22 protein-coding genes and 1 pseudogene are annotated in these 25,358 nt (G+C 60.0%); 10 read left to right on the top strand and 13 right to left on the bottom strand.

The genetic code is table 11. The annotated features are described in order from the left end of the window. Nucleotides 1-8: 8 nt before the first annotated feature. The 5 genes from gltP to QWI20_RS25770 all read right to left on the bottom strand — a co-directional run bounded on the left by gltP (nt 9) and on the right by QWI20_RS25770 (nt 4,175). Nucleotides 9-1,340: a glutamate/aspartate:proton symporter GltP gene (gene gltP / locus QWI20_RS25750; protein ID WP_369307808.1), complete on the bottom strand. Its 1,332-nt coding sequence runs from the start codon at nt 1,338-1,340 to the stop codon at nt 9-11. A 699-nt stretch (nt 1,341-2,039) separates the two neighbouring features. Continuing rightward, entirely contained in the window at nt 2,040-2,444 is a 405-nt protein-coding gene (locus QWI20_RS25755; RefSeq protein ID WP_369307821.1) for an inhibitor of vertebrate lysozyme family protein, read from the bottom strand. Nucleotides 2,445-2,509: 65 nt separating this feature from the next. Next, the gene (locus QWI20_RS25760; RefSeq protein ID WP_002555679.1) at nt 2,510-2,674 is read right to left on the bottom strand and encodes a DUF1328 domain-containing protein; all 165 of its coding nucleotides are present in this window, start codon (nt 2,672-2,674) and stop codon (nt 2,510-2,512) included. Nucleotides 2,675-2,763: 89 nt separating this feature from the next. Beyond that, on the bottom strand, nt 2,764-3,048 hold the full coding sequence (locus tag QWI20_RS25765) for a hypothetical protein (protein WP_369307809.1): 285 nt from the start codon (nt 3,046-3,048) through the stop codon (nt 2,764-2,766). Nucleotides 3,049-3,320: 272 nt separating this feature from the next. Then, complete coding sequence (locus QWI20_RS25770) at nt 3,321-4,175, bottom strand: BON domain-containing protein (protein WP_192174451.1); 855 nt, start codon at nt 4,173-4,175, stop codon at nt 3,321-3,323. Between the two features lie 255 nt (nt 4,176-4,430). On the opposite strand from QWI20_RS25770, the gene algB reads away from it, so the two are divergent. Beyond that, nucleotides 4,431-5,777: a sigma-54-dependent response regulator transcription factor AlgB gene (gene algB / locus QWI20_RS25775; RefSeq protein WP_192174450.1), complete on the top strand. Its 1,347-nt coding sequence runs from the start codon at nt 4,431-4,433 to the stop codon at nt 5,775-5,777. Between the two features lie 10 nt (nt 5,778-5,787). Continuing rightward, complete coding sequence (locus tag QWI20_RS25780) at nt 5,788-7,575, top strand: KinB sensor domain-containing domain (RefSeq protein WP_369307810.1); 1,788 nt, start codon at nt 5,788-5,790, stop codon at nt 7,573-7,575. Between the two features lie 15 nt (nt 7,576-7,590). Here QWI20_RS25780 and QWI20_RS25785 read toward each other — a convergent pair whose 3' ends face one another. The 6 genes from QWI20_RS25785 to QWI20_RS25810 form a co-directional block, all read right to left on the bottom strand. After that, on the bottom strand, nt 7,591-9,210 hold the full coding sequence (locus QWI20_RS25785; RefSeq protein WP_369307811.1) for an EAL domain-containing protein: 1,620 nt from the start codon (nt 9,208-9,210) through the stop codon (nt 7,591-7,593). A gap of 92 nt (nt 9,211-9,302) precedes the next feature. Beyond that, complete coding sequence (locus QWI20_RS25790; protein WP_369307812.1) at nt 9,303-10,079, bottom strand: N-acetylmuramoyl-L-alanine amidase; 777 nt, start codon at nt 10,077-10,079, stop codon at nt 9,303-9,305. 99 nt (nt 10,080-10,178) lie between these two features. Then, complete coding sequence (locus tag QWI20_RS25795) at nt 10,179-12,254, bottom strand: diguanylate cyclase (RefSeq protein WP_369307813.1); 2,076 nt, start codon at nt 12,252-12,254, stop codon at nt 10,179-10,181. Then, the gene (locus QWI20_RS25800) at nt 12,251-13,132 is read right to left on the bottom strand and encodes an endonuclease/exonuclease/phosphatase family protein (RefSeq protein ID WP_192174445.1); all 882 of its coding nucleotides are present in this window, start codon (nt 13,130-13,132) and stop codon (nt 12,251-12,253) included. The genes QWI20_RS25795 and QWI20_RS25800 overlap by 4 nt, the downstream gene beginning before the upstream one ends. A gap of 9 nt (nt 13,133-13,141) precedes the next feature. Continuing rightward, complete coding sequence (locus tag QWI20_RS25805; protein ID WP_108121293.1) at nt 13,142-13,783, bottom strand: thiol:disulfide interchange protein DsbA/DsbL; 642 nt, start codon at nt 13,781-13,783, stop codon at nt 13,142-13,144. A gap of 191 nt (nt 13,784-13,974) precedes the next feature. Next, nucleotides 13,975-14,592 (bottom strand): cytochrome c, encoded by a 618-nt coding sequence (locus QWI20_RS25810; RefSeq protein WP_369307822.1) that lies wholly within the window; start codon nt 14,590-14,592, stop codon nt 13,975-13,977. 234 nt (nt 14,593-14,826) lie between these two features. On the opposite strand from QWI20_RS25810, the gene yihA reads away from it, so the two are divergent. Next, complete coding sequence (gene yihA / locus QWI20_RS25815) at nt 14,827-15,462, top strand: ribosome biogenesis GTP-binding protein YihA/YsxC (RefSeq protein ID WP_065987940.1); 636 nt, start codon at nt 14,827-14,829, stop codon at nt 15,460-15,462. 238 nt (nt 15,463-15,700) lie between these two features. Here the strand turns inward: yihA and polA are convergent, their stop codons facing one another. Next, on the bottom strand, nt 15,701-18,466 hold the full coding sequence (polA, locus tag QWI20_RS25820) for a DNA polymerase I (RefSeq protein WP_369307814.1): 2,766 nt from the start codon (nt 18,464-18,466) through the stop codon (nt 15,701-15,703). Between the two features lie 74 nt (nt 18,467-18,540). On the opposite strand from polA, the gene QWI20_RS25825 reads away from it, so the two are divergent. Both QWI20_RS25825 and QWI20_RS25830 read left to right on the top strand, forming a co-directional pair. Beyond that, a complete protein-coding gene (locus QWI20_RS25825) occupies nt 18,541-18,831 on the top strand; it encodes a DUF2782 domain-containing protein (RefSeq protein ID WP_133774125.1) in 291 nt (96 codons plus the stop codon). A gap of 34 nt (nt 18,832-18,865) precedes the next feature. Continuing rightward, nucleotides 18,866-19,816 carry a homoserine kinase gene (locus tag QWI20_RS25830; protein WP_369307815.1) on the top strand — a complete coding sequence of 317 codons (951 nt, stop codon included), beginning with the start codon at nt 18,866-18,868 and terminating at the stop codon, nt 19,814-19,816. Between the two features lie 92 nt (nt 19,817-19,908). Here the strand turns inward: QWI20_RS25830 and znuA are convergent, their stop codons facing one another. After that, complete coding sequence (znuA, locus tag QWI20_RS25835) at nt 19,909-20,838, bottom strand: zinc ABC transporter substrate-binding protein ZnuA (RefSeq protein ID WP_369307816.1); 930 nt, start codon at nt 20,836-20,838, stop codon at nt 19,909-19,911. Between the two features lie 57 nt (nt 20,839-20,895). Here znuA and QWI20_RS25840 point away from each other — a divergent pair, with 57 nt between their 5' ends. The 5 genes and pseudogenes from QWI20_RS25840 to QWI20_RS25860 form a co-directional block, all read left to right on the top strand. Beyond that, nucleotides 20,896-21,378 (top strand): Fur family transcriptional regulator, encoded by a 483-nt coding sequence (locus QWI20_RS25840; RefSeq protein WP_369307817.1) that lies wholly within the window; start codon nt 20,896-20,898, stop codon nt 21,376-21,378. Continuing rightward, a complete protein-coding gene (znuC, locus tag QWI20_RS25845; RefSeq protein ID WP_369307818.1) occupies nt 21,378-22,178 on the top strand; it encodes a zinc ABC transporter ATP-binding protein ZnuC in 801 nt (266 codons plus the stop codon). The genes QWI20_RS25840 and znuC overlap by 1 nt, the downstream gene beginning before the upstream one ends. Beyond that, entirely contained in the window at nt 22,171-22,953 is a 783-nt protein-coding gene (gene znuB, locus QWI20_RS25850; protein ID WP_172610143.1) for a zinc ABC transporter permease subunit ZnuB, read from the top strand. The genes znuC and znuB overlap by 8 nt, the downstream gene beginning before the upstream one ends. 157 nt (nt 22,954-23,110) lie before the next feature. After that, entirely contained in the window at nt 23,111-23,824 is a 714-nt protein-coding gene (locus QWI20_RS25855; protein ID WP_369307819.1) for a PA5502 family lipoprotein, read from the top strand. Nucleotides 23,825-24,212: 388 nt separating this feature from the next. Next, nucleotides 24,213-25,358 (top strand): annotated as a pseudogene (locus QWI20_RS25860) (RHS repeat protein); the annotation flags it as partial.

A 25,358-nucleotide genomic window follows, 5' to 3' on the forward strand; every position in this document is an offset into this window, starting at 1 on the left:
GACAGTGATTACTCCACCGTCGATTGGCCCGCCGGCAGAGGGTCCTTGCCACGCCAGTGCGGCAGGGAGTTCCAGTAGCGCTCGCCCTTGGCGTCGTCGTACATGCCTTCCCAGCGGGAGATGACCAACACCGCAAGCGCGTTGCCGATCACGTTCAGCGCGGTGCGCGCCATGTCCATGATGCGGTCGACGCCGGCAATGAATGCCAGGCCTTCCAGCGGAATGCCCACGCTGCCCAACGTTGCCAGCAGCACGACAAACGATACGCCCGGCACACCGGCAATGCCCTTGGACGTCACCATCAGGGTCAGGACCAACATCAACTGCTGGCCGATCGACAGATCAATGCCATACAGCTGAGCGATGAACAGCGCCGCGATGCTTTGGTACAGCGTCGAGCCGTCGAGGTTGAACGAGTAACCGGTCGGCACCACGAAGCTGCTGATGGCCTTCGGCGCGCCGTACGCTTCCATCTTCTCGATTACGCGTGGCAGCACGGTCTCCGAGCTGGCGGTGGAGTAGGCCAGCACCAGCTCGTCCTTGAAGATGCGCATCAGCTTGAGGACTGAGAAGCCAAACAGGCGCGCAATCAGGCCCAGCACCACAAAGGCAAAGAAGGCGATGGCGACGTACACCAGAATCACCAGCTTGGCCAAAGGCAGCAGCGAGGCGAAGCCGAAGTTGGCAACGGTCACGGCGATCAGGGCGAACACGCCAATCGGCGCGTAGTTCATGATCATATGGGTGACCTTGAACATGGTCTCCGACACGCCCTGGAAGACTTTCACCAGCGGATCACGCACTTCCGCGTTCAGGCTCGACAGGCCCAGCCCGAAGAACACCGAGAAGAAGATGATCGGCAGCATGTCGCCACGGGCAACGGCCGCGAAGATGTTCGACGGGATAAGGTTGAGGATCGTCGCCACGAAGGCATGGTCATGCTGCACTTCGGAGGTGGTTTTCTCGTACTGCGAGATGTCCACCGTGCCCAGCGTGCTCATGTCGATGCCGGTGCCGGGATGAAAGACATTGGCCAGCAGCAGACCCACGACAATGGCAATCGTGGTGACGACTTCAAAATAGAGAATGGTCTTCAGGCCGATGCGGCCAAGCTTCTTGGCGTCGCCAACGCCCGCAATGCCTACGACCAAGGAGGAGATCACAATCGGGATAACGATCATTTTGATCAGGCGGATGAAGATGTCGCCCGCTGGCTGCAAGATGTTGCTGATCCACCAGGCCTTCTCGGTGCTGAAGTGGTTCAGGACGGCGCCGATGGCGATACCCAGGACCAGGCCGATGAGGATCTGCCAGGCGAGGCTCAGTTTTGCCTTCTTCATGTCATTACCTTGTTGTCATTGCCGGGACATCCCCCAACCACACGTTCATCATTGCGCTTGCCAGCAAGCGCGACGCCGCGGTCGCCGTCAGGACTGTCTCGTAAGTGGCCGCAGGCGAGCATCCGAGCTCTGAGCAGGCGAAAAAGGCGCAACTATTCCCACGGTGACTGTCATCGTCTAATGCCGTAAATGACTACCCCATGCCGAATCGGCATGATGCAAATCAATCACTTGCGTCGCAGTGCGCCAAAAGAGGGCGAACTTGGTTGACTGGAGAATGCTGAGAAGTGGCTAAAACGTCGCCTGTAGCCGATTTACGCGAGGCGCGATGGCAATATGACAGATTGGTCAAAGGTGGCAGACAAGCCGTTTAAGCGGGGGATTTTTGGCGATATACGGTCGTAGGAAACGTAGCAGCTGCTCTGTAGGACTCTTGAAGTCCGGAGACCTTGAAGGAAATAGAGGATATTTGCGCCTCACAAGTCCACTGTCGGCTAAAGGCTAAAACAGTATCGGACGATGGACTTGCGTTGCGACTTGCCTGACCCGGCCCACGTGTGGGAGTACTCCTTGTACACCTAGGACGCTTCAATCACTCCTTTGATCGTAACGCCCCGGCCCCTTGGTCATACGCGCACCGTCTTCGGGCTGCGCGCCTATCAGGAAGGTCTGTCAGGGACAGGTCTCCCCTCATTCAAATCAGTACCAGTTCGGATCTTTCTTGAGCTGCTCTTTCAGAAGGCCTTGCATGCCCTCATCCGGCTTGCCCAAAAACCGGTAATCCGCATGACGCGTCGGCGATTTGTCTGCGGGAAGTCCCGCCGGCACTTCGACCAACATGGCGTAAGCATGGGACTTGTCGAGACTGAACGCGACGATGAGGCGCTTGTTGCGGCAAGTGTCCTCGGTTTCGCAGAGCGGCCCTACCAGATACTTGTCACCGTCTTCGGTCACGGCGTTCATTTGCTCCGCGGAACCAGAGAGATTGATCACCCAGTCGGGCAGCCGCTCTTCCTTCTTCACTACGCTCGACCACGTCTCACGGTACTCGGGATTGGAGCTCAAAAGCTCGTTCGCCCGAGACTGACCGTCGTTGGCCGCCATAGCTGTAACGCTGGCGCTCCCAAGGAGCGCCAATGTCAGTGCATGGAAATGCTTGAAGCCCATATTCAGCCTCGGCCGCGACGGCCAAAGAAGAACGACACTACGAACATAACCAGGAAGACCACGAACAAGATCTTGGCAATGCCGGTAGCAGTACCTGCGATACCACCAAAACCAAGGACGGCTGCAACGATAGCGATGATCAGAAATGTGATTGCCCAACTCAACATGGTGAATCTCCTTACTGTTTATTGATTTTTTTGCTACGTCGAGGCGTCGGAATGACCCTCGGGGTAGATCGCGTCTTCGACCCGGAGGTTCAGAAAACCCAGCTTTGCTGACGTGGCGCTTCATCAGGAGTAGCGGCCGCGTCATCAACTTGCATGCTCAGGGCGACATCCGAGGCTTTCAGCGCACTTGCCTTGGCAAACGGTGCGGCGTGGGCGTGGGAATAGTGCGCCTGAGTCACTTCCTGTTTCTGATTCCAGTGATTGAACTGCTGCACAACAATGAGCGTGATCATCAGCGCCAGACTGGCAAACAAAACCTGCTGCAAGTGCAGAGGAGAGATACGCAGTTTGTTGGCGAGATGTTGAGCGTTCATTCAGCGGACTCCTGGCAATCTTGTCGGCCGTCTGTTCGGGCCTTTGTTACCAAGGATATTGCACGCTGTGTGCCAGCTTTTTGCAGACCAATAAACCGTTATGAATCAATAGCTTACAACCACCATGCAGAAGCGTCTTACGCGCAAGCTGCACGATTGAACATTTGCCATCGTGCGGAATGCACGAACCGCCTGACACCACGTTGGCGACCGAATTCATTCAGGATGTGATTTCTCATCTCAGAACCGTCATTCGACCGCCGCGCAACGCTCTAGCCTGCGCTGCGCGCTGTGACCCGCAGCGTGTCGGCATCGACGCCTTTAACCCCGCGAATGTTGCGCGCGATTTCGACCGCGAGTTCCTTCTCGGCGTAATTGGCTACCACACCGTCCAGCGTGACTACACCGTTTTTGGTCTCAACCTTGATGTTCAAGCCATCGAGGGTGCGGCTATATATAAGGCTGGATTTCACCTTGCTGGTGATCCATGCATCGCTGAATTCCTCGCGAACGGCATTGGCCTGGAGTTCGCTCTGCTCTTTGATGGCTTGGGTATCTCGCGCACTGACGCTGATCAGGTTGTTCACCTCCGTCACGCCGTCCGTATTGGTGGCCAGGCTACCGGCCAGCTGCTTGGCATCTGCGTCTTTCGCCTGTCCCTTTAGGGTGACGACACCCTGAGCAGCGCTGACATCGATATTCAGTGCCTCGGTCACGCTGTTCCAGAGCAGCTTGGATTTGATGGTTGCTATCAGCGTTGCGTCGTCGAAACGCTGGGCCATGGTGGCTTTGGTGCCCGGATCGGCCGCAACCTGTGGATCGATCTCAAGCTGATTATCGACCTTGTTGATGCCCTGAATGTCGCCCGCTATCTGCGCGGCCAGATCCTTGTCGACCTGGTTTTCGACCTTGCCTTTGAGGATTGCCGTGCCCTGTTCCACATCCACGCTGATCTTGAAGGGACTCAAATGCCGGTTCAGGGCAAAGGCGGTCCAGATCGAACCCTCCTGGCGCGCTTCGGCCAGCTGGGTCGGCAGATCGGCGGCTGCGGCATGGGCAATGACGGGCGTCAGTCCGAGCAGGCTGGCGGTGGTGATGGCCAGGGCGATCTTCTTCAACGGGGGCATGGGAATCTCCAGACAATTGCAAAAGGTACCTCTGGACAGACTGGTCTTTCGCCCAGATGTTCGGCGTGACCCGATTTTGCCTACAGGGGAATTCGAGGCGACGGTGATCCCACGTGCCCTGTCATGGATCAGCGCATAACGGCTTTTTCAGAAGATCGCTACCATGCAGCGTAAAGAATCAATCAGAATGAACCATGCAACTTGCCCGATGTTTCCGGGACTAACACAGACTATTCATTAAGGAGCGTAGGAAAAATGGAAGCAGCCGCTGAGAATCAGGGCCGTATTCTGCTCGTGGATGATGAATCCGCCATCCTTCGCACCTTCCGTTATTGCCTGGAAGACGAGGGCTACAGCGTAGCCACCGCCAACAGCGCGGCGCAGGCGGAATCGCTGCTGCAGCGTCAGGTATTCGATGTGTGCTTCCTCGACCTGCGTCTGGGCGAGGACAACGGGCTGGACGTTTTGGCGCAAATGCGCGTGCAGGCGCCCTGGATGCGCGTGGTGATAGTGACTGCGCACTCAGCGGTCGACACCGCCGTGGATGCGATACAGGCCGGCGCTGCCGATTACCTGGTCAAACCCTGCAGCCCGGATCAACTGCGCCTCGCCACTGCCAAGCAGCTCGAAGTCCGCCAGTTGTCCGCGCGACTTGAAGCGCTAGAAGGCGAAGTACGCAAACCGAAAGACGGCCTGGATTCCCACAGCCCGTCGATGATGGCGATCCTCGAAACCGCCCGCCAAGTCGCCAACACTGACGCGAACATTCTTATCCTCGGCGAATCCGGTACGGGTAAAGGTGAGTTGGCGCGGGCCATTCACGGCTGGAGCAAGCGCGCCAAGAAGGCCTGCGTGACCATCAACTGTCCATCGCTCACCGCCGAATTGATGGAAAGCGAACTGTTCGGCCATAGCCGTGGCGCCTTCACCGGCGCCAGCGAGAGCACGCTCGGTCGGGTGAATCAGGCGGACGGAGGTACGTTGTTCCTCGATGAAATCGGCGACTTCCCGCTCACGTTGCAACCGAAACTGCTGCGTTTTATTCAGGACAAGGAATACGAACGCGTCGGTGACCCGGTCACCCGTCGTGCCGACGTGCGCATCTTGGCGGCGACCAACCTGAACCTCGAAGACATGGTCCGCGAAGGGCGTTTCCGCGAGGACCTGTTGTATCGCCTGAACGTGATCACCCTGAACCTGCCGCCGCTGCGCGAACGAAGCGAAGACATCCTGACGCTGGCGGACCGCTTTCTGGCGCGCTTCGTCAAGGAATACAGCCGACCAGCGCGTGGCTTCAGCGAACAGGCACGCAGCGCGCTGCTCAATTACCGCTGGCCCGGCAACATCCGCGAGCTGCGCAACGTCATCGAGCGGGCGAGCATTATCTGCCCGCAGGAAAAAGTCGAAATCACCCATCTGGGCATGGCCGAACAGCCGGTCAATAACGCCCCACGCGTCGGCGCAGCGTTGAGCCTGGATGAGCTGGAGAAAGCCCACATCGGCGCAGTACTGGCCACCAGCGATACGCTGGATCAGGCCGCGCGCACGCTGGGCATCGACGCCTCGACGCTGTACCGAAAACGCAAGCAGTACAACCTGTGACAAGGCGCCGATGATGTTTGCGATGAAGTTGCGCACCCGACTCTTCCTGAGTATTTCTGCCCTTATCACCGTTGCCCTGCTGGGCTTGGTGCTGGGGCTCGTCAGCGTCATGCAGATGGCCAAATCTCAGGAATCATCAATTCGGCACAACTTCATCACCCTCGATATCGGCCTGAAGCTGCGACAGAACCTGGGCGACCAATTGGTCATGATGCTCCAGGACAACCCCGATCAGGCGGCGATCAAGCGCAATCAGGAGGAGTTTCAGAACCTGCTCGATCAGGGCATTGATCATGATCAGCAGACCGGCGTTCCCAGCGGATTCGAAGCGGCACGGGTGAACTACGCCCGCTTCGTCAAAGCCATTGAGCAATCCAGCGAACATGGTGACGCGATCCGCGACGATGAGGCCGTGACAGAGGCGTTCAACACGTTGCGTAACGGCTTGCTCGACGCCCATCGTCAGGCGCTTGAGAACATCAGCCAGGCTGAAACCGCGTCAAGATCGCGAGCGCTCTGGGTTTCCGCGCTGCTGGGACTGGTGGGGCTGGCGGTGCTGGTTATCGGCTTCGTCACCGCCCACGGCATCGCCCGGCGTTTCGGCGGTCCCATCGAGCAGCTGGCCAAGGCGGCGGACCGGATTGCCCAGGGGGATTTCGACGTTACGCTGCCCACATCCTCGTCGGATGAAATGAATCTGCTGACTCACCGTTTCGGGATGATGGCCGACGCATTGCGCCAGCATCAGAAAACCAATGTCGATGAACTGCTCGCCGGCCAACAGCGCTTGCAGGCGGTGCTGGACAGCATTGACGACGGTTTGCTGATGATTGATCGACAAGGGCGGCTTGAGCACCTGAACCCGGTCGCGCAACGACAGTTGGGCTGGGAAGAAAGTCGCTTGGGCCAAGGGCTCGGCGAAGCGTTGCAACGCCCGGAACTGGACGAGCAGCTGTATCTGGTGTTGCGCGGCGGCACACTGGAACGGGCACCCGATGACCTTTCCATCGAGATCGACGGTGAAGTCCGCCTGCTGACCTACAGCCTCACGCCGGTCAGCCACACCAAAGGGCACATCGTCGGCGCCGTGATGGTGCTGCACGACGTCACCGAGCAGCGAGCATTCGAACGGGTGCGCAGCGAGTTCGTGCTGCGCGCTTCCCACGAGTTGCGCACGCCTGTCACTGGCATGCACATGGCTTTCGGCCTGCTTCAGGAGCGCGTGCACTTCCCGCCGGATTCGCGAGAGAAGGACCTGCTCGACACCGTCAATGAAGAAATGCAGCGCCTGATGCAGTTGATCAACGACCTGCTCAACTTCTCGCGCTACCAGAACGGCCTGCAGAAGCTGACGCTCGAGCCCTGTGATATCAACGAATTGCTCGAAGCGGCGCGTCAGCGCTTTGCCGATACCGCCCACGATCAGGACGTCATGGTGCTGCTGGAAACCCAGGAGCCGCTGCCACGGGTACAGGCGGACAAGGCGCAGCTCGACCGAGTGCTCGATAATCTGCTCGATAACGCCCTGCGCCATACCCCGAAATCCGGCCTGATCCGCTTGCAGGCGCGGCGTCATGGCGAGCGGTTGATCATCAGCGTGGAAGACAACGGCGAAGGCATTGCCTACGGCCAGCAAGCCCGGATCTTCGAGCCTTTCGTTCAGGTTGGACGCAAGAAAGGGGGTGCAGGCCTGGGGCTGGCCCTGTGCAAGGAAATCGTTCAGCTGCACGGCGGGCGAATGGGCGTCTACTCCCGACCGGGGCAGGGCACGCAGTTCTACATGGCGCTGCCGCTGTAGAACGGTCTCGCTGCGCTACGCCACATCATCCGCACGCCGCCCGGCGCTGCGTCTGCCGCCGGTCACCAGTTCAGTGAACTTGGTCGCGCTCAGGGGCCGGGCGAACAGCCAGCCCTGACCATACATCACCCCTTCGCTTTTCAGCAGCATCGCCTGTGACTCGAACTCGATGCCCTCGGCGATCACCCGCAGTTGCAGCGCATGGGCCATCCGAATGATATGCGGCGCCACGCCACTGCTGGCGGCATCGTGGCCGAGGGCGTCAATAAACGCCTTGTCGATTTTCAAACAATCCACCGGCAGCGTCTGCAGGTATGCCAGGCTGCAATAGCCGGTGCCGAAGTCATCGATCAACACCTGATGGCCCCGATCGCGCAGCGCCTGAAGATGATTGCGCGCGACTACCACGTCCACGAGGCCACGCTCAGTGACTTCAAACGCAATCTGCCGAGGCGCCACTCGATGCAATGCCAGCAGCTTCGCGGTTACCCGGCCGATGCGCGGGGCCATGACGTCGCACGCTGCCAGATTGACTGACACGTACAGGTGCGGATTGGCGCGTAAAAGATGGCCGAGCTGCTCCAGCAATTGCTGGAGCACGAAATCGGTGATCTGACGGATCTGCCCGGTGTTTTCCGCCAGCGGGATAAAAAGGTCAGGACTGGTCAACGTGCCGTCCGGTCGCCGCCAGCGCACCAAGGCCTCGGCGCCCACGCACAGCCGCGTGTTGAGGTCGAAAATCGGCTGATACAGAACCTTCAGCTCGCCACGGCGCAGCGCTCCGTGCAGCTCGCCGCCCAATGACTGCCGCTGACGCACCAGTTGCAGGACGAGAATGCCGATGAACAACGAAATCAACAGGCTGGCCGGGACCAGCAGCCACCACGCGCCGGTGATCTTCTGTTGCAAGGCACTGCGCGGCGTAATGAGGACCAGTTGATATTCCGGGCTCTGGGTAGGCATCCGGTAGACGAGTTTGTCCTGAGTGGTCATCAGCGTTTCAGTGGAGGTCGGCGACCAGTCCGGCGTGGGCGGCCATGTCTGAGGCGGGCCCAGGACCGGGACTGCCTTGGAGCCACGATCTAACACCACCACCAGACTGCCGCCCACCGGCAGGTCAACGACGTCAGTCAAATGGCCACGGGAAGTGGAAACACGAAACTCCCCGCGCCCGAGCATCAGTGAAGCCAGGTTGTCGTCAGGCTGGGTGGAGGTATTCAGCCAGTAATCATAAGTGGGGCCGCGAATGTCCGGCGGCCTGGGCTTGCCAATCAGGCTCTGCCGCGTCCAGCTTGAACAGAACTGACTGTCGCTGACGTACGCCACTTCGTAGATAAAACGGTAGCGCGAGTTCACCTGACGTAACTGCTCGATCATTGCGGGGCTACAACCGCGCAACGGCTGCGCTTCAAGTTGATCGAGCCCGGCCCTCAACTGACCGAATAATTGCTCCAGTCGCACCAGAAAGCGCTCGCCCTGTGCATTCATTTGCGCACGTTCGTCCTGCCGGGCCTGATGCATCGCCAGCCCGAAGCTGCCCGCCAGCAAGACGGCCGCGCTTAACAGCGCGGCCACTAATGCCAGAAGCCAGGGACGATAAAGTAAAGAGCGCAGTCGCGGCGTCGCCGTGAACATCGGCAGTCATCCAGATGGTGGGATTTCCATAACCACTGAGGTATAGCAACAAGCGCAAAAATAGTCCGAAAAAAACCGGCAATGAGCGGAATTTAGTGCCTGAAGTTAAGTACTTGCAGCATAGCTGCACTTTGCAGATCCGGCTCACCGTCAAATTTTTGTGGTCGATAGTGCATCTGAAACGCAGCCAGCGTGTGACGTGTTGCGATGTCCAGCTCACCGGTCTGCGGCGTTGGGTAACCCAGCAGCGCCAGTTGCTGCTGGAACCACACGATATTTGGCACGACGCCCATCAACTGGCTTTGACGCTGTGCGACCTGTTGTTCATCCGGCCAGATGCCCAGGCCTTCCTGGGCCAGCCGCTTCCACGGGAACAACGGTCCCGGATCGAGCTTGCGCAAAGGCGCGATGTCGCTGTGACCAATGACGTGACGGGGTTCGATGTGATTGCGTTTAACGATGTCTTTGAGCAGAACGATCAGCGCCTGAATCTGCGCTTCGCTGTACGGATACCAGAGCCGACCCGTGGGCGTATCGCGATAGCCCGGATTGACGATCTCGATACCGATGCTGCTTGAGTTGAGCCAAGTGCGCCCGTCCCATTCGCTTTCACCGGCGTGCCATGCGCGCTGGGATTCGTCGACCAGCTTGTAGGTGGTGGCCGGACCGTCGCCGATCAGGTAGTGCGCGCTGACCTCACCGTGGGTCAGCAAGGCCAGCGACCGGTCGAGGGAAGCAGAGGTGTAATGAACCACCACGAACTGCACGCGGCTGTCGAAATTGACGGAAGGGTGGCTGGTGTCGATCTTCGGACCGCTGCTGCAAGCGGTGAGCAGCAACAACAGAAACAGGACGGAAATAGACTTCATGGCGGCACGACGTGTAGGCAAATAATGCAACAGTGTAACGTAACGTCGGCGGCGCATTCAAAAATGCATCAAGCCTAGGCAGCCAACCAGACGAAGCGTTCAGCCCTGCTCGATACGGTTGCGCCCTTCGTGCTTGGCGCGGTACAGCGCCTGATCCGCACGTTTGAGCACCACATCACTGCGCTCACCCGGAGCGAATAGCGTGATACCCATGGACACCGTGACCGTCACCCGCTCACCCTTGAAGTGAAACGGGCATTGTTCGATGCCCTCCCGCAGACGCTCCAACAGCGGCAGCCCCTCATCCATCGGCGTGGTCGGCAGCAGGATCACGAACTCTTCTCCGCCGAAACGCGCAATGAAGTCCGAAGCCCGTAACCGCTTTCGCAGCTGACCGGCGATGATCTTCAAGACCTTGTCGCCTGCCAGATGGCCGTAACCGTCGTTGATGCGCTTGAAGTGATCCAGGTCGAGAATGCCGAGCAGCAGGCTTGAACGCTTCCTCTGCAACTGATCGATCTCCTGCTCCAGCCGCTCGTTCCACGCGGCGCGGTTCGGCAGGCCTGTCAGTGTGTCGATCAGCGCTTTCTGCCGTTGTTCTTCCAGATGAACCCGGAAACCCAGCGCTTCCTGCTCCATCGTTGCCACGCGGCTGGAGAGGGCTTGCAGGCGGGTGGCGACTTCCTGTTCGCGCTGATCGCGTTGCTGCTGATGATGATCCATGGTGCCAATCAGCCCTTCGAGACGGCTTTCCAGCACATGCTTCAGGCTGTCCAGATCGGCCGCCTGCTGCACACTGGTTTGCAGGTCGTCGACATGCTCGCGCAACTGATGATCCAGTTGACGCGACGCCGAATGCTGATCGGCGTGGTCTTCACTGGCAGCCAGCAAGCCGCTCTGAAACGACTCAAGGCGCTCGTTGAGCTGCTTGAGATAAGCCTCGAATTCGTGCTGGCCACTGTCGGTGATAGCAAGCATCAGCACGGCGAGATCGTCGAGGATCGGCAGGAGTTCGTACCAGTTCAGCCCATGCTCAAGCCGGGCGCGCATGGCTTCGGCTTGCGGACGATGGTGTTCGGGCAGCGTCAGTTCGTCGAGCAGGCCCAGCAGCGTTTCTTCGATGTGGACGGCGACCGAGCTGTAACTCGGCTCGGGCGAGGAGGGCAGTGCGTAGGGACTGTCCTCTTCGGCGACGGTCTCGTCAGGCTCTTCGTCTTCAGCGACGATTTCGATGTCGTCGGCAATAACGACGGCTTCAGCAATCTCTTCGGGATCGGCAGAGGGCGCTTCAGCCGCAGGCTCGGAGGCTTCGTCGTGGGGAGACTCGGCGGCGGAGGCCTGTGGGATGTCGGCGGTGTGGAGCGGTGTCTCGGGCTCTTGGGCTGGCTGGGCAAGCTCGGGCTCGGGCATTACCGGCTGGACTGCAACTTCCGAGTGGGGCGTCGGGATGGAGCGCTCGGGCTCTTCGGCGACAGGCTGGGGAACCGGCGGGACGGTGCTGCGAAGTTCAGCCTCCAGCTCGGTGTTCTCTGGGGCCGCGTCCAGCACGGCAGCTGGATGCTGAGGCGCATCATCGGAAGCCTGCAGCCCGGCCGGCTCGGCAACGGAATGGGGCACCGGGGCCGACTCATCACCTTCGCTGCCCGCCTCACGGTGACTGCCGAACAATCGCTGCAGGAAACCCGGGCGGGACGCTTCATCCGGGTGTTCGATCTGCGACAGCGCCTGCCCCTGAAGTCCGCTTAACTCACTTAGTATCAGCGGCAGCTCACGGGCTTGGGTGATGCGATCTTCCAGGCTCTTGGCGAATCGCTTGAGCGGCTTGCTGACGTCCTTCGGCAGTGGCAACGCCTGTAACTGGGTGACCAAAGAGGTCAACGCCGTGCCCATCTGCTCGACGCGCTGCTCGCGACGCTGTTCGGAGTCCAGCACCGCTTTTTCCAGGCGCGGAATCAAGGCCGCCAGGCCTGCGTCCATGTCGTCCTTGCGAACGATTTCGCGCATTTCCTTCATGCACGCATCAACCGCCTTGTCGGCACCTTCGGCCGCCAGGCTGCTGCGCACGAGGCCTCGACGCAGCAAGTCGAGCCGCGCGTTCCAGCGCCGCTCCAGTTTGTCTTGCTGCTCGATGCTCTTGAGGTACTTTTCTTTCCAGCGCTGCGCTTCGTCGGTCATTCCACAGGTCCGCGAGGAGATGTGCTTGTTATCGGCAGCGAGTCACCGATTAATGAGGCCGGCAAGCGAATCTCCACCGCGACGGGCAGATGATCGGAAATGGGCTGCGCCAGTACCTGCACTTTTTCAAGGGTCAGGGTCGGGCTCAGAAGGATGTGGTCCAGGCATCGCTGGGGACGCCAGCTCGGAAAAGTCGCTTCGATCTGCGGCGCGAGCAGGCCGAGATCGCGCAGTGGCGACGTTTGCAGCAGGTCATTGGCGTGGGTGTTCATGTCGCCCATCAGCACCTGATGGCGATAACCACCAATCAGCTCGCGAATGTACGCGAGCTGCCGTGTGCGGGTCCGCGCGCCCAGTGCCAGGTGCATGACCACCACAACCAGCGCATCCGGGCCTTCGCCGAAGCGAACGAGAATGGCGCCACGCCCGGCGGGGCCTGGCAGCGGATGGTCTTCGATGTCCCACGGACGCAAACGGCTGAGCACGCCATTGCTGTGCTGGGCGAGGCGTCCGAGGTTTCGATTGAGTTGCTGGTGCCAGTACGGAAAAGAACCGAGCTGGGCAAGGTGTTCGACTTGGTTGATGTAGCCCGAACGCAGGCTGCCGCCATCAGCTTCCTGTAACGCGACCAGATCATAGTCGCGCAGCAGATCGCCGATCTTCTGCAGATTCCCGGCTCTGCCATTGTGGGGCAGCAGATGCTGCCAACCCCGGGTCAGGTAGTGCCGGTAGCGTTCGGTGCTGTTGCCCACCTGGATATTGAAGCTGAGCAGGCGAAGCCGACCGTCGGCCGGCAACCCTGTTTCGTGAAGATGATGCTCGTTGACCTTCGGCTTGTGCCGGGCAACGACCCGTTCAGTAGTTCCCCAGCGCGCCATGGTCAGCGCTTACTTGGCGGTCAGCGTCGCGCGCTCTTTGGCGATCAACTGATCGGCCACTTGCAGCGCTTGCTCAGGACCACCGGCAGTCCCGAGGTCAAAGCGGTATTTGCCGTTGACGATCATGGTAGGAACGCCAGTGATTTCATACTTTTTGGCCAGTTCCTTGTATTGGGCGATCTTGCCCTTCACAGCGAACGAGTTGAAGGTTTCGAGGAACTTGGTCTTGTCGACGCCCTGGGTGGCAACGAACTCAGCCATGTCGTTCGGGTCGGTCAGACGCTTGCCGCCTTTCTGAATCGCGTCGAACACGGCGGTGTGGACTTTCTTCTCCACACCCATGGTGTCGAGGGTAATGAATAGCTGGCCGTGAGCGTCCCAAGGGCCGCCGAACATGGCGGGAACGCGGATGAAGTGGACGTCAGCGGGAAGTTTTTCGACCCATGGGTTGATGACCGGCTCGAAGGCGTAGCAGTGCGGGCAGCCATACCAGAACATTTCGACGACTTCGATCTTGCCCGGCTCGGAAACAGGAACAGCGCTTTTCAGCTCGACGTATTGCTTGCCGGCTTCGATGGGCTCTGCTGCTTGAGCGGTCAGACCGAACAGGCTGGTGAAAATCAGAGCGGCGCTGAGAATCAGATTACGCATGCTTAACTCCTGGGCATGGAAGGTCACTTCGGTGGCCGCAGTTCGACCGGCCGAGGTGATATGAGTTCGCAAGTGTAACGCCTGCAGCCACAAAAAAGGGCAGCCGTTCGCTACCCTTTTTGGCCCGTCCGGGCAGGTCTGTCGGCAATTTGTTTTACCAGCCGTGTCCGTCAGGATCGCTGCCCTGACGCTCAATGCAGCCCTTGAATGTACGCCGCGAGCGCGTCGATATCCTTATCGCTCAGCTTCGCAGCGATGGTGCGCATGACCAGCGTGTCGCCGTCGTTGGTGCGGTCACCTTCGCGGAACGCCGTGAGCTGTTTCCTGATGTAATCGGCGTGCTGCCCGCTCACGTGCGGAAAGCCTGCCGTTGCAATGCCCGCGCCGTCTGGAGAATGGCAGCCGATGCAGGCCGGCATGCCCTCATCGAGTTTGCCGCCGCGAAACAGCGCTTCACCTCGGGCGGCGAGATCGGGATCGGCAGCGCCGACACTGCCTTTCTGACCAGCGTAGTAAGCGGCGATGTCGGCCAAATCCTGATCCGTGAGCGGATTAAGCTGTCCAGTCATTTCCAGCACGACCCGCTTGCCGTCCCTGATGTCGTGCAGTTGCTTGAGCAGATAGCGCTCACCCTGACCCGCGAGCTTCGGAAAGATAGGCACCAGGCTATTGCCATCAGGTCCATGACACGCGCCGCAGACCGCCGTTTTCCCTTGGCCGGCGACCGGATCGCCCACGGGCGAGTCAGCGGCCTGCACGACGCCATTCAGGCTCAGGGTCAACAGCAGGCAGGAAAGAAATGCGTTCATGGGTTGATCCGATGCGGCTGAAAGTGCGGCCCTCATGATGGGCTGTCTTGAGAGGAAGCGGCCTGTTTTTGGACGTTGCGGTGCACATGCCAGGCGCGTTCTCGCGTCGGCAACACCCTTGCGGGGGCAGGACAAGGCACACATGAAAATCCGCGGCATTATATACTCGCGCCCATTGAACGGAAAAAGACACGCCGTTGCCGCGCACGTCGCAACGCCCCCACCGGATATCCCATGCAACTCAAGAACCCTATTCTCGGCCTGTGCCAACAAGCCAAGTTCATGCTCAGCGCTGCCAAAGTCGACCAATGCCCGGACGACGAAGGCTTTGAGGTCGCGTTCGCCGGCCGCTCCAACGCCGGTAAATCCAGCGCGCTGAACACCCTGACTCACGCCAGCCTGGCGCGCACGTCGAAAACCCCTGGCCGTACCCAGCTGCTGAACTTCTTCAGCCTGGATGACGACCGCCGTCTGGTCGACTTGCCTGGCTATGGTTACGCGAAGGTGCCAATTCCGCTGAAGCTGCACTGGCAGCGCCACCTCGAAGCCTATCTGGGCGGCCGTGAAAGTCTGAAGGGGCTGATCCTGATGATGGACATCCGCCACCCGATGACCGACTTCGACCTTTTGATGCTCGACTGGGCCATCGCCAGCGGCATGCCGATGCATATTCTGCTGACCAAAGCCGACAAGCTGACCTTCGGCGCGGCGAAAAACACGCTGCTCAAAGTCCAGTCGGAAATCCATCGCGGTTGGGGTGACGCAATCACCATCCAGCTGTTCTCGGCACCCAAGCGCATGGGCCTGGAAGAGGCTTACACCGTGCTGGCCGACTGGATGGAACTGGAAGACAAGGCACCGGCGGCCTGAATCGCAGGCAAAAAAAACCCCGGACTTCATGTGGGGAGGGGAAGTTCGGGGTTCAAGTCCAGACCTCTCGGGAGGGGTCCGGATATCTGCCAACACTTAACACAACATAGGAGCATGAATGGCTACGTCAGCCATTCGCAAACTCTGACCGGGTTTTGTCCGCCGAAGTTCAAAACCGGCGGAAATTTAATGATGGCGGGATTCCGACTCCCTGCAGAATCGGAACGACAAACCAGTATCAGTGCGCCTCGTCCCAGTTGTTCCCCACACCCACTTCAACCAACAGCGGAACATCCAGCTCGGCGGCGCCGCTCATGTGCACGCAGATGTCTTTGCTGATCTGCTCGACCAGATCCTCATGCACTTCCAGCACCAGTTCATCGTGAACCTGCAGGATGACGCGAGCATCCAGACCTGAGTCTTCCAGCCAGCCGTTCACCGCGACCATCGCCCGTTTGATGATGTCCGCCGCCGTGCCTTGCATCGGCGCGTTGATCGCCATGCGCTCGGCACCTTTGCGCAGCGCCTGATTCTTCGCGTTGATGTCCGGCAGGTACAGACGACGACCGAAGATGGTCTCGACATACCCTTGTTCCGCCGCCTGCGCACGGGTGCGCTCCATGTAATCCAGCACGCCGGGATAGCGCGCGAAGTAGCGATCCACGTACGCCTGGGATTGCTTGCGATCGACACCAATCTGCTTGGCCAGCCCGAACGCGCTCATGCCGTAAATCAGACCGAAGTTGATCGCCTTGGCGCTGCGGCGCATGTCGTTGGTCACATCCGGCAGTTCGACACCGAACACCTCGCCCGCGGTCGCACGGTGCACGTCCAGGTCGTTGCGGAAGGCGTGCAACAAGCCTTCGTCCTTGGCCAGGTGCGCCATGATCCGCAGTTCGATTTGCGAGTAGTCCGCCGCCAGCAGCTTGTAGCCTTGGGGAGCGACAAACGCCTGACGAATGCGACGACCCTCGGCGGTCCGGATGGGGATGTTCTGCAGGTTCGGGTCGCTGGAGGACAGACGCCCGGTCACCGCCACCGCCTGGTGGTAGGAGGTGTGAATTCGCCCGGTGCGCGGATTGATCTGCTCCGGCAGGCGATCGGTGTAGGTGCTCTTCAGTTTGCTCATCGAGCGGTACTGCATCAGCACTTTCGGCAGCGGATATTCTTGCTCGGCCAGTTCAGCGAGCACCGCTTCAGCCGTGGAAGGCTGGCCGGTGGCGGTCTTGCTGATGATCGGCATGCCGAGCTTTTCGTAGAGAATCACCCCGAGCTGCTTGGGCGAGCCGAGATTGAATTCTTCACCGGCGATGGCAAACGCTTCGCGCTCAAGCTCGGTCATTTTGTTGCCCAGCTCGACGCTCTGATTGCCCAGCAGATTGGCATCGACCAGTGCGCCTTGACGCTCGATACGCGCCAGTACGGGCATAAGCGGCATTTCAATGTCGTTCAGCACAGGGGCCAGACTCGGCGTCTTGGCCAGCCTGTCCTGCAGCACCTCGTGCAGGCGCAGCGTCAGGTCAGCCTCTTCAGCCGCATAGGTGCCGGCCTGTTCCAGCGCGATCTGATCGAAACTCAGTTGTTTTGCGCCTTTGCCCGCGATGTCCTGGAAATTCACCGGCGTGTGATCCAGATACTTGGCGACCAGGCTGTCACGGTCGTGGCGCGTCGCGGTGGAGTCGAGCACGTAGGATTCGAGCATGGTGTCGAACTTGACGCCCTGCACGTTGATGCCCTGGCTCTGGTCGCCGTCAATGGCGCAGTTGGCCAGCAGGTTGATCGCAAACTTGGCGTGCTGGCCGACCTTGATTTTGCTCGCGTCCTCCAGGATGGGCTTGACCGCTTTCAGCACCGCGTCGCGATCCAGTTGCTGCTGCACGCCCATGTAGGAATGGGTCAGTGGGATGTAGCAGGCTTCGTGGGTCTTGATCGCAAACGACAGGCCGACGATTTGCGCGCGCTGGGCGTCGGTGCCGTTGCTCTGCACCACGAAGGCGAACAGCTGCGCGGCGTTGAGCTTCTTCAGCCAGTCGTCGAATTGGGTTTGCTCAAGAATGAGCTCATACGTGGCCTCGATGATCGGCGCCGGTTCGGCAGCGGGAACGACTTCCGCGCCTTCCTGGCGGGCATCACGCTGCAGATCAGTGATCCAGCTTTTGAATTCCAGCTCGGTGTACAGCGCCATCAGCGCTTCACGATCAGGCTCGCCGCAGTGCAGAGCGTCGAGCTCGATGTCCAGCGGCACGTCGATCTTGATGGTCGCCAGCTCGTAGGACAGGAAGGCCATCTCCTTGTGTTCTTCGAGCTTGGCCGGCAAAGATTTAGCACCGCGAAGCGGCAGCGCTGCCACTTTGTCGAGGTTTGCGTAAAGCTCTTTCAGGCCGCCGTTGATGCCCACCAGCAGGCCTGCTGCGGTTTTCTCACCGACACCGGGCACGCCGGGGATGTTGTCGACTTTGTCACCCATCAGCGCCAGGTAATCGATGATGTGTTCCGGGCCGACGCCGAACTTTTCTTTCACGCCGGCGACGTCCAGCACGCTGCCGGTCATGGTGTTAACCAGCGTGATGTGGCCGTCGACCAGCTGCGCCATGTCCTTGTCACCGGTGGAGATGACCACCGGGCGATCAGCGGCAGCGCTGCTGCGCGCCAATGTGCCGATCACGTCATCGGCCTCCACGCCTTCAACGCACAACAGCGGGTAACCGAGGCCTCGCACGCAGTTGTGCAGGAAATCGATCTGCACGCGCATGTCGTCCGGCATGCTCGGGCGGTTGGCTTTGTATTCGCCGTACAGCGCGTCGCGGAACGTTCCGCCCTTGGCATCGAACACCACGGCAAACGGGCTTTCGGGATATTGCCTGCGCAGGCTTTTGAGCATGTTCAGCACGCCCTTGACCGCACCGGTGGGCAGGCCTTTGGAGGTCATGAGCGGTGGCAGCGCATGGAACGCGCGGTAAAGATAAGAAGAACCGTCCACCAGGACGAGGGGCGCAAGACTCATGTGCAAGATCAACCTTTTCGGCGGGGTCGGCGCTAGAATGCGCGGACCGTTGACGACAAAGGCACAAGGTTATCATGCGCGCGCTGAATCGCCTGTTACTGCTCGGCGGGTTGCTGGCCTGTCCGTGGCTGGCGGTCGCGGCGGACGATGAAGCGCCATCGGCAGAGCCTGATGTGACCATCCGTCAGGACAGCGACGGCTTCATCAAGGAGTATCGTGCGAACGGATTCGTGTACGCCGTGAAGATCACGCCCAAACACGGCAAGCCTTATTATCTGGTGCGCGCCGACGGCACAAGTGGTCAATTCATCCGTTCGGATCAACCGGACATGCTGATACCCCAATGGGTACTATTCAGCTGGTAACGCCCTACATTCACTCTCTTGCTGGCAGTCTTCTATGTCCGTTTTTACTCCCCTGGCTCGGCCCGAGCTGGAAGCTTTTCTCGCCCCGTACGGGCTTGGCGCCCTGCGTGATTTTCAGGGCATTGCCGCTGGAAGTGAAAACACCAATTTCTTCATCAGCCTGGAGCAGGGCGAATTCGTGCTAACCCTGGTCGAGCGAGGCCCGGTTCAGGAAATGCCGTTCTTCATCGAACTGCTGGACGTTCTTCACGACGCCAACCTGCCTGTGCCCTACGCGCTGCGCACCACCGACGGCCAGGCCCTGCGCGAGCTGAAAGGCAAACCGGCGCTGCTGCAACCGCGTCTGTCCGGCAAGCACCCGGCCGAACCCAACACCCAGCACTGCGTGCAGATTGGCGAGTTCATGGCGCACATGCACCTGGCCACGCGCAGCCAGACCATTGAACGCAAAACAGATCGGGGTCTGGACTGGATGCTGGAGGAGGGCGCTAATTTCATCTCTCACCTGGATGAGGCGCAGGGCGCGCTGCTGTCCAAAGCTGTCGAGGAAATTCAGCATCGCAAGGCGGCCATCATGGCGCTGCCGCGAGCCAATCTGCACGCCGACCTGTTCCGCGACAACACGCTGTTCGAAGGTACCCACCTGACGGGCGTGATCGATTTCTATAACGCCTGTTCAGGGCCGATGCTGTACGACGTGGCGATTGCCGTGAATGACTGGTGCTCGTTTGAGAACGGCACCATCGATGCGCCGCGCGCCCGGGCGTTTCTGGGTGCCTACGCCTCGCTAAGGCCGTTTACTGCCGCCGAAGCCGAGCTGTGGTCGACGATGCTGCGTGTGGGTTGCGTGCGCTTCTGGCTGTCACGTCTCATCGCCGCCGAAACCTTCGCAGGGCAGGACGTGCTGATCCATGACCCGGACGAATTCCGCAAACGCCTGGAACAGCGGCAGGAAACCCATATCCCTTTGCCGTTTGCGTTGTAGACATCTTAAAAGCTTCGTGAGCAAGCTCACTCCCACAGGGACCGCGTTCAACTGTAGGAGTGAGCTTGCTCGCGAAGGCGTTGGCACAGGAGTTAAAGATTCTCCAGACACCCCGCCAGATCATCCGCCAGTTTGCTCAGCAATTGCTCGTAACCCTGGGCGGTGGCGGGGGTGTAGCCGCCCAATCCGTCCAGCTCGGCCAGTTTGACCGGCAGACCCGCACTCAACGTGTCGGCCAGACGCGGGCGAAGGGGCGGTTCGCTGAACACGCAGGTCTTGCCGAATTCGGTCAACCGCGCGCGCATGGCGGCGACGTGCTGGGCGCCCGGCTGGACCTCGCTGCTTACAGCAAAGACGCCCGCATGCTTCAACCCATACGCTTCTTCGAAATAATCAAACGCCTCGTGGAACACGAAATACTGCTTGCCTGAAATACCGGCGACCCGCTGTTTGATTTTGGCGTCCAGCGCGTCAAGGCGTGCGCTGAAGGCTTTGACATTGCTCTCGTAACGCGCCGCATTGGCCGGATCGGCCTGGCTCAAGTCAGCGGCCATCTTCGCCGCAATTACCCGCGCGTTGACTGACGACAGCCACAAATGCGCATCGACGCTGCCCGGGCGATGATCGTGGTCATGCTCGTCTTCGTCATCATCGTGATGCTCGGCGCTGGCGGTGAAATGACGCAGGTGCATGCTCGGCAACGACTCGACCGGGACCGAGGCTTTGCTGCGCCCGGACAGCACGCGTGGCAGGAACGTCTCCATGTCCGGGCCAATCCAGTAGAGCAAATCGGCTTCCTGTACGCGCCGTACGTCGGACGGCCGTAGCGCGTAGTTATGAGGAGAAGCGCCTGGGGGAAGCAGGACTTCCGGCACCGCGACTCCGTCCTGCACAGCCGCGGCGATCAGCTGCAACGGCTTGATGCTGGTCAGTACGCGGACGTTCGCTTCAGCAGCAGTGATGGTTGAAAAACCGGTAATAAATACGACAAAAAGTAAAAAAAGTCGGGACACGATAACCACTCATGAGGGCAGGAACGGGTAACATAATAACGTCTCTCTCAAAGGCCGTCGCCGCTCATGTCTAAAACACCCCTGGCCAGTCGCCCCCACGATCACTCCCACTGCGTGCACAGTGCGCTCACTGAAGCCGACACGCTGTGCGCGGGCAAAGGCCTGCGCCTGACGGCCCTGCGTCGTCGGGTGCTGGAGCTGGTCTGGCAAAGCCACAAGCCGCTGGGCGCCTATGACATTCTCGCCGTGCTCAGCGAAGAAGACGGCCGCCGCGCCGCGCCGCCTACGGTGTACCGCGCGCTGGACTTCCTGCTGGAAAACGGTCTGGTTCACCGCATCGCGTCGCTGAACGCCTTCGCCGGTTGCAACCACCCCACCCACGCGCATCAGGGCCAGTTCCTGATCTGCCGCGAGTGTCACGCCGCTATCGAGTTGCAGCACGCCGCCATCAGCGCCGCCATCGTTGACGCCGCCAACGAGGTCGGTTTTGACGTTGAAACCCAGACCGTCGAAGTCGTTGGCGTGTGTGCCGGGTGCAAGGCCGCCTGATGAGCGATGCACTGATCCGCCTGAAGGACGTCAGCGTGACCCGCGCCGGCCAGAGCGTGCTGGAAAACATCCAGCTGAGCGTCAGCTCGGGCGAAATCGTCACCCTGATCGGCCCGAACGGCGCGGGCAAGACCACACTGGTGCGCGCTGTTCTCGGGCTGCTCAAGGCTGACTCGGGGGAGATCTGGCGCAAGCCGAAACTGCGCGTCGGTTACATGCCGCAAAAGCTGCACATTGATGCCACGCTGCCGTTGTCGGTCCTGCGCTTCCTGCGGCTGGTGCCCGGCGTTGATCGCGACACCGCTCGGGCAGCGCTGGTCGAGGTTGGCGCCGAGAAAGTCATCGACAGCCCGCTGCAAGGGATCTCCGGTGGCGAGATGCAGCGCGTGCTGCTGGCGCGAGCGCTATTGCGCAAACCGGAGCTGCTGGTGCTCGACGAGCCGGTGCAGGGCGTGGATGTCGCCGGACAGGCCGAGCTGTACGCGCTGATCACGCAGCTGCGCAATCGGCATCAATGCGGTGTGCTGATGGTTTCCCATGACCTGCACCTTGTGATGAGCACCACCGATCAAGTGGTCTGCCTCAATCGCCACGTGTGCTGCTCCGGTCATCCCGAGCAGGTCAGTAACGATCCGGCTTTCGTTGAGCTGTTCGGCCTGAACGCGCCGAGCCTGGCGATCTATCACCACCATCACGATCATGCGCACGACCTGCATGGCGAAGTCTGCCAACCCGCGCCCATCCACGATCACGTCCATACCCACAATCACGACCACGGGGACAGCTGCAAGCATGGCTGATTTTCTTCTTTACGCCTTGCTCGCAGGCCTCGCGTTAGCGGTAGTGGCAGGCCCTTTGGGGTCCTTCGTGGTCTGGCGGCGCATGGCTTATTTCGGCGACACGCTGTCCCATGCCGCGCTGCTCGGCGTGGCGCTGGGCTTTCTGCTGGACATCAGTCCGACGATCGCCGTCACCGTGGGTTGCCTGCTATTGGCGGTTTTGCTGGTGACCCTGCAGCAGCGTCAACCGCTGGCGTCCGACACGCTGCTGGGCATTCTGGCGCCAAGCACCTTGTCCCTCGGGCTGGTGGTGTTGAGCTTCATGCGTGACGTGCGCATTGACCTGATGGGCTATCTGTTCGGCGACCTGCTGGCCATCAGCCCGAACGATCTGGCGTGGATTCTCGCGGGCAGCGCGTTGGTACTGGTGTTGATCTGTGCGCTGTGGCGACCGTTGCTGGCCATCACCGTGCATGAAGAACTGGCGACGGTTGAAGGGCTGCCAGTGGCAACGCTGCGCATGACGTTGATGCTGCTGATCGCGGTGGTCATCGCAGTGGCCATGAAAATCGTCGGCGTGCTGCTGATTACCTCGCTGTTGATCATCCCCGCCGCTGCGGCACAACGTCATGCCCGCTCGCCGGAGCAAATGGCCCTGGGGGCAAGCATCATCGGCGTCATTGCGGTGTGCGCGGGTCTGGCGTTGTCCTGGTTCAAGGACACCCCGGCAGGCCCGTCCATCGTGGTCTCGGCAGCGGCGCTGTTTCTGCTCAGCTTCCTTTTGCCCAAGCGGTAGAACCTTGGGTGGCGGGTAGAGTCATACTCCGCAATAATCCAATGGCGGCAATGTGCAATGACTCCTTGCGCGCCCACCGATAGTGATCAGTTATTTTCGGGGCAAGTCACTTGTGTGTAGACTTGCTCGTTTTTTGCGCAAATAGAGAATCGCAGGAATGAAGCCGTTCGCATCCCGTTATCTGCTGCTTGCTGCATTTTCCGTTCTGTTGAGCGCTTGCCAGAGCAAGCCCGTCGAGCAGCCCGCGCCTGTGGCTGCGCCCGATGCCTATCAGCAGCTGGAACAGAATATCGCCAGCAGCGAGTTGGCCACCGCCGAAGATCAACTGGCCGCGCTGCAAAGCAAATCCCCGGACGATCCCCGACTCGAGCAATACCAGCGCCAATTGGCTGAGGCGTATTTGAGCCGCAGTCAGATCGTGCTGCAAAAAGGCGACATGAATGCTGCCGCTACTGCGCTGAGCCGCGCTCGCGCCCTGATGCCTAAGGCCCCGGCGCTGACCAGTGGTGTCAACGGCGCTATCGCCCACGCCCGTAAAGCCGAGCTGGAAAAGGCTGAAGCCGATCTGCGCGCTGCCGAAGCCAAGCGCAAGGCGAAGGTGATCGACCCGAGCGCCGAGAGCACGACCATCGAGCTGAAGCTCAGCGATATGAAGCAGCTGCGCCGTCAGCTAAGTGACATCGCTGAAGACGTGACAGCCTTCAACTGCGACGTCACCGTGCAGGTGCCGCGCACCGACGACTACCCTTGGCTGGCGACCTTGCTGACCAAGCGTGTAACGAAGATCAACCCGGATTTCGAGTTGCAGATGCAGCGCGAAATTGAGCGGACCGAGCCTGCGAGGATCGTGTTGAAACCTGCTCAGCTCTGATTGATTTTTGATCAAAAGAAAAGGCGTTGCCCTCGCGGGCAACGCCTTTTTTTGCGCTTGCTTGCCTCCCTTCCCACGGGAAAGGCGCGGGATCGACTGCGCAAGAAGTTGCGCACTTGATTGTGTGTTTCAGGGTGCTTTCTGCGCTGTATGCCTCGTCTTTTGTGGCCTGTAGACGAGTGCACAAGAAGTTGCACAGGGGTGCGCAACTTCTTGCGCACTTTCACTTTGTTATCGGGTTTAGCGTTCGCTCAAACCTGCTATTTATCCTTTTAAGCTATTGATTTTGCTTCCTTAATTTATGGCTGGCACAGCCCTTGATATCTCCGTGGCCCCCGGATTGGCATTCACGCCTTTTCCGATGGTTTTTTGAGCACGGAGAGCATCCTTGGCAACCCCCTTAAATCTTCCCGTTGGTGGCGATAAACGCGAACCTCAGGTCGCGATTGTTCCGCTTGATCAAATTCAGGTTGAAGACGTTGGTCTTGGTGCGGCGAATGTTGATGCCTGGCTGCAGGAGATCAGCGGCGGGGTTGTCACGCTTGAGCGGATCAAGACTGTGGCCGGTGGGCTGCCGGTGGTGGGCAATATCATGGCGCTGGTCGATGCGCTGAATGACATCGTTCGGCTGGCGACCAGTGACAAGCGCGACCCGCTCGATTGGGTGAGTTTGGGCATCAACCTGATCGGGATGGTGCCTATTCCGCCGGGCATGGCGGCAGCGCGAATGACGCTGCGGCCGATGCTGTTTCTGGTGCGTCAGGAGATGCGCCAGGCGGGGAAGATGGTGCTGGGGGATGCGCTGATCGAGGTTCTAATCGGGCACCTGAATGCAACCATCGTCGGGACCCTCGATGATTTTGTGAGTCAGGCGCAGGCCAAGCTTCCCGGGATTCTCGAGGATGCGGGAAAGCTTGGGGAAGGCGTGCTGATTGAGATCGCTGCTGGCCTTGAAAAGCTGGTTAAGCCGGACCTCAACGCCAAGGCTGATTTGCTGGAAGCGGAGCAGTTGGTCCATGCCGCCGGGGATCTCTGGGCTTACGACCCTAAGGCGGCGATTGGGAATATTTTTGCGGCGGCTGCGGAGGTTTGCGTTGCGGCGGGCAAGGGTGCGGTGAATGGCGCCGTCGAACATCTCGTGCCTGAAGCAGTTAAAGAAAAGGTGGTCAGACAGGCCGATTTGTTGCGTGTTTTGGCTCCTCAGCTTCGGACGCAGATCAAGGGGTTGGCGGATCCCGGGGCTCAGTACTCCATCGGGGCGTTGCTGCAGACGTTGGCTGGGGCAGTTGTCAGTTGGCGTTCGCGAAATGGGCATGGGCAAGCCTTCAACATCAAACCGGGGGTTGTTAATCAGGCCAGGCGCCAGGGCGGCGAAGGGAAACTGGAGGCGGTTGGTTTCGAGAAGCCTGCGAAAGCCCGGCCTAACAAGCGGAAGAACTGTACGTGTCCGTGCCCTTGTGAATGTGCTTGTGGGTCGACGGCCAGGAGCATCAGTTTTGCGATGGGTTCGGAGTCGGTTACCCATACCGATTTC

The organism is Pseudomonas sp. W2-17 (genome assembly GCF_041060445.1).
Classification (GTDB): Bacteria; Pseudomonadota; Gammaproteobacteria; order Pseudomonadales; family Pseudomonadaceae; genus Aquipseudomonas.

Coding starts and splice junctions, on each gene's coding strand:
- QWI20_RS25840 (WP_369307817.1), top strand. CDS start 20,896: ATGTCTAAAACACCCCTGGCCAGTCGCCCCCACGATCACTCCCACTGC.
- znuB (WP_172610143.1), top strand. CDS start 22,171: ATGGCTGATTTTCTTCTTTACGCCTTGCTCGCAGGCCTCGCGTTAGCG.
- QWI20_RS25790 (WP_369307812.1), bottom strand. CDS start 10,079: ATGAAGTCTATTTCCGTCCTGTTTCTGTTGTTGCTGCTCACCGCTTGC.
- QWI20_RS25765 (WP_369307809.1), bottom strand. CDS start 3,048: ATGAACGCTCAACATCTCGCCAACAAACTGCGTATCTCTCCTCTGCAC.
- algB (WP_192174450.1), top strand. CDS start 4,431: ATGGAAGCAGCCGCTGAGAATCAGGGCCGTATTCTGCTCGTGGATGAT.
- QWI20_RS25830 (WP_369307815.1), top strand. CDS start 18,866: ATGTCCGTTTTTACTCCCCTGGCTCGGCCCGAGCTGGAAGCTTTTCTC.
- QWI20_RS25855 (WP_369307819.1), top strand. CDS start 23,111: ATGAAGCCGTTCGCATCCCGTTATCTGCTGCTTGCTGCATTTTCCGTT.
- gltP (WP_369307808.1), bottom strand. CDS start 1,340: ATGAAGAAGGCAAAACTGAGCCTCGCCTGGCAGATCCTCATCGGCCTG.
- QWI20_RS25825 (WP_133774125.1), top strand. CDS start 18,541: ATGCGCGCGCTGAATCGCCTGTTACTGCTCGGCGGGTTGCTGGCCTGT.
- polA (WP_369307814.1), bottom strand. CDS start 18,466: ATGAGTCTTGCGCCCCTCGTCCTGGTGGACGGTTCTTCTTATCTTTAC.
- QWI20_RS25805 (WP_108121293.1), bottom strand. CDS start 13,783: ATGCGTAATCTGATTCTCAGCGCCGCTCTGATTTTCACCAGCCTGTTC.
- QWI20_RS25800 (WP_192174445.1), bottom strand. CDS start 13,132: ATGGCGCGCTGGGGAACTACTGAACGGGTCGTTGCCCGGCACAAGCCG.
- QWI20_RS25755 (WP_369307821.1), bottom strand. CDS start 2,444: ATGGCGGCCAACGACGGTCAGTCTCGGGCGAACGAGCTTTTGAGCTCC.
- QWI20_RS25785 (WP_369307811.1), bottom strand. CDS start 9,210: ATGTTCACGGCGACGCCGCGACTGCGCTCTTTACTTTATCGTCCCTGG.
- QWI20_RS25770 (WP_192174451.1), bottom strand. CDS start 4,175: ATGCCCCCGTTGAAGAAGATCGCCCTGGCCATCACCACCGCCAGCCTG.
- znuC (WP_369307818.1), top strand. CDS start 21,378: ATGAGCGATGCACTGATCCGCCTGAAGGACGTCAGCGTGACCCGCGCC.
- QWI20_RS25760 (WP_002555679.1), bottom strand. CDS start 2,674: ATGTTGAGTTGGGCAATCACATTTCTGATCATCGCTATCGTTGCAGCC.
- QWI20_RS25780 (WP_369307810.1), top strand. CDS start 5,788: ATGATGTTTGCGATGAAGTTGCGCACCCGACTCTTCCTGAGTATTTCT.
- QWI20_RS25810 (WP_369307822.1), bottom strand. CDS start 14,592: ATGAACGCATTTCTTTCCTGCCTGCTGTTGACCCTGAGCCTGAATGGC.
- yihA (WP_065987940.1), top strand. CDS start 14,827: ATGCAACTCAAGAACCCTATTCTCGGCCTGTGCCAACAAGCCAAGTTC.
- QWI20_RS25795 (WP_369307813.1), bottom strand. CDS start 12,254: ATGACCGACGAAGCGCAGCGCTGGAAAGAAAAGTACCTCAAGAGCATC.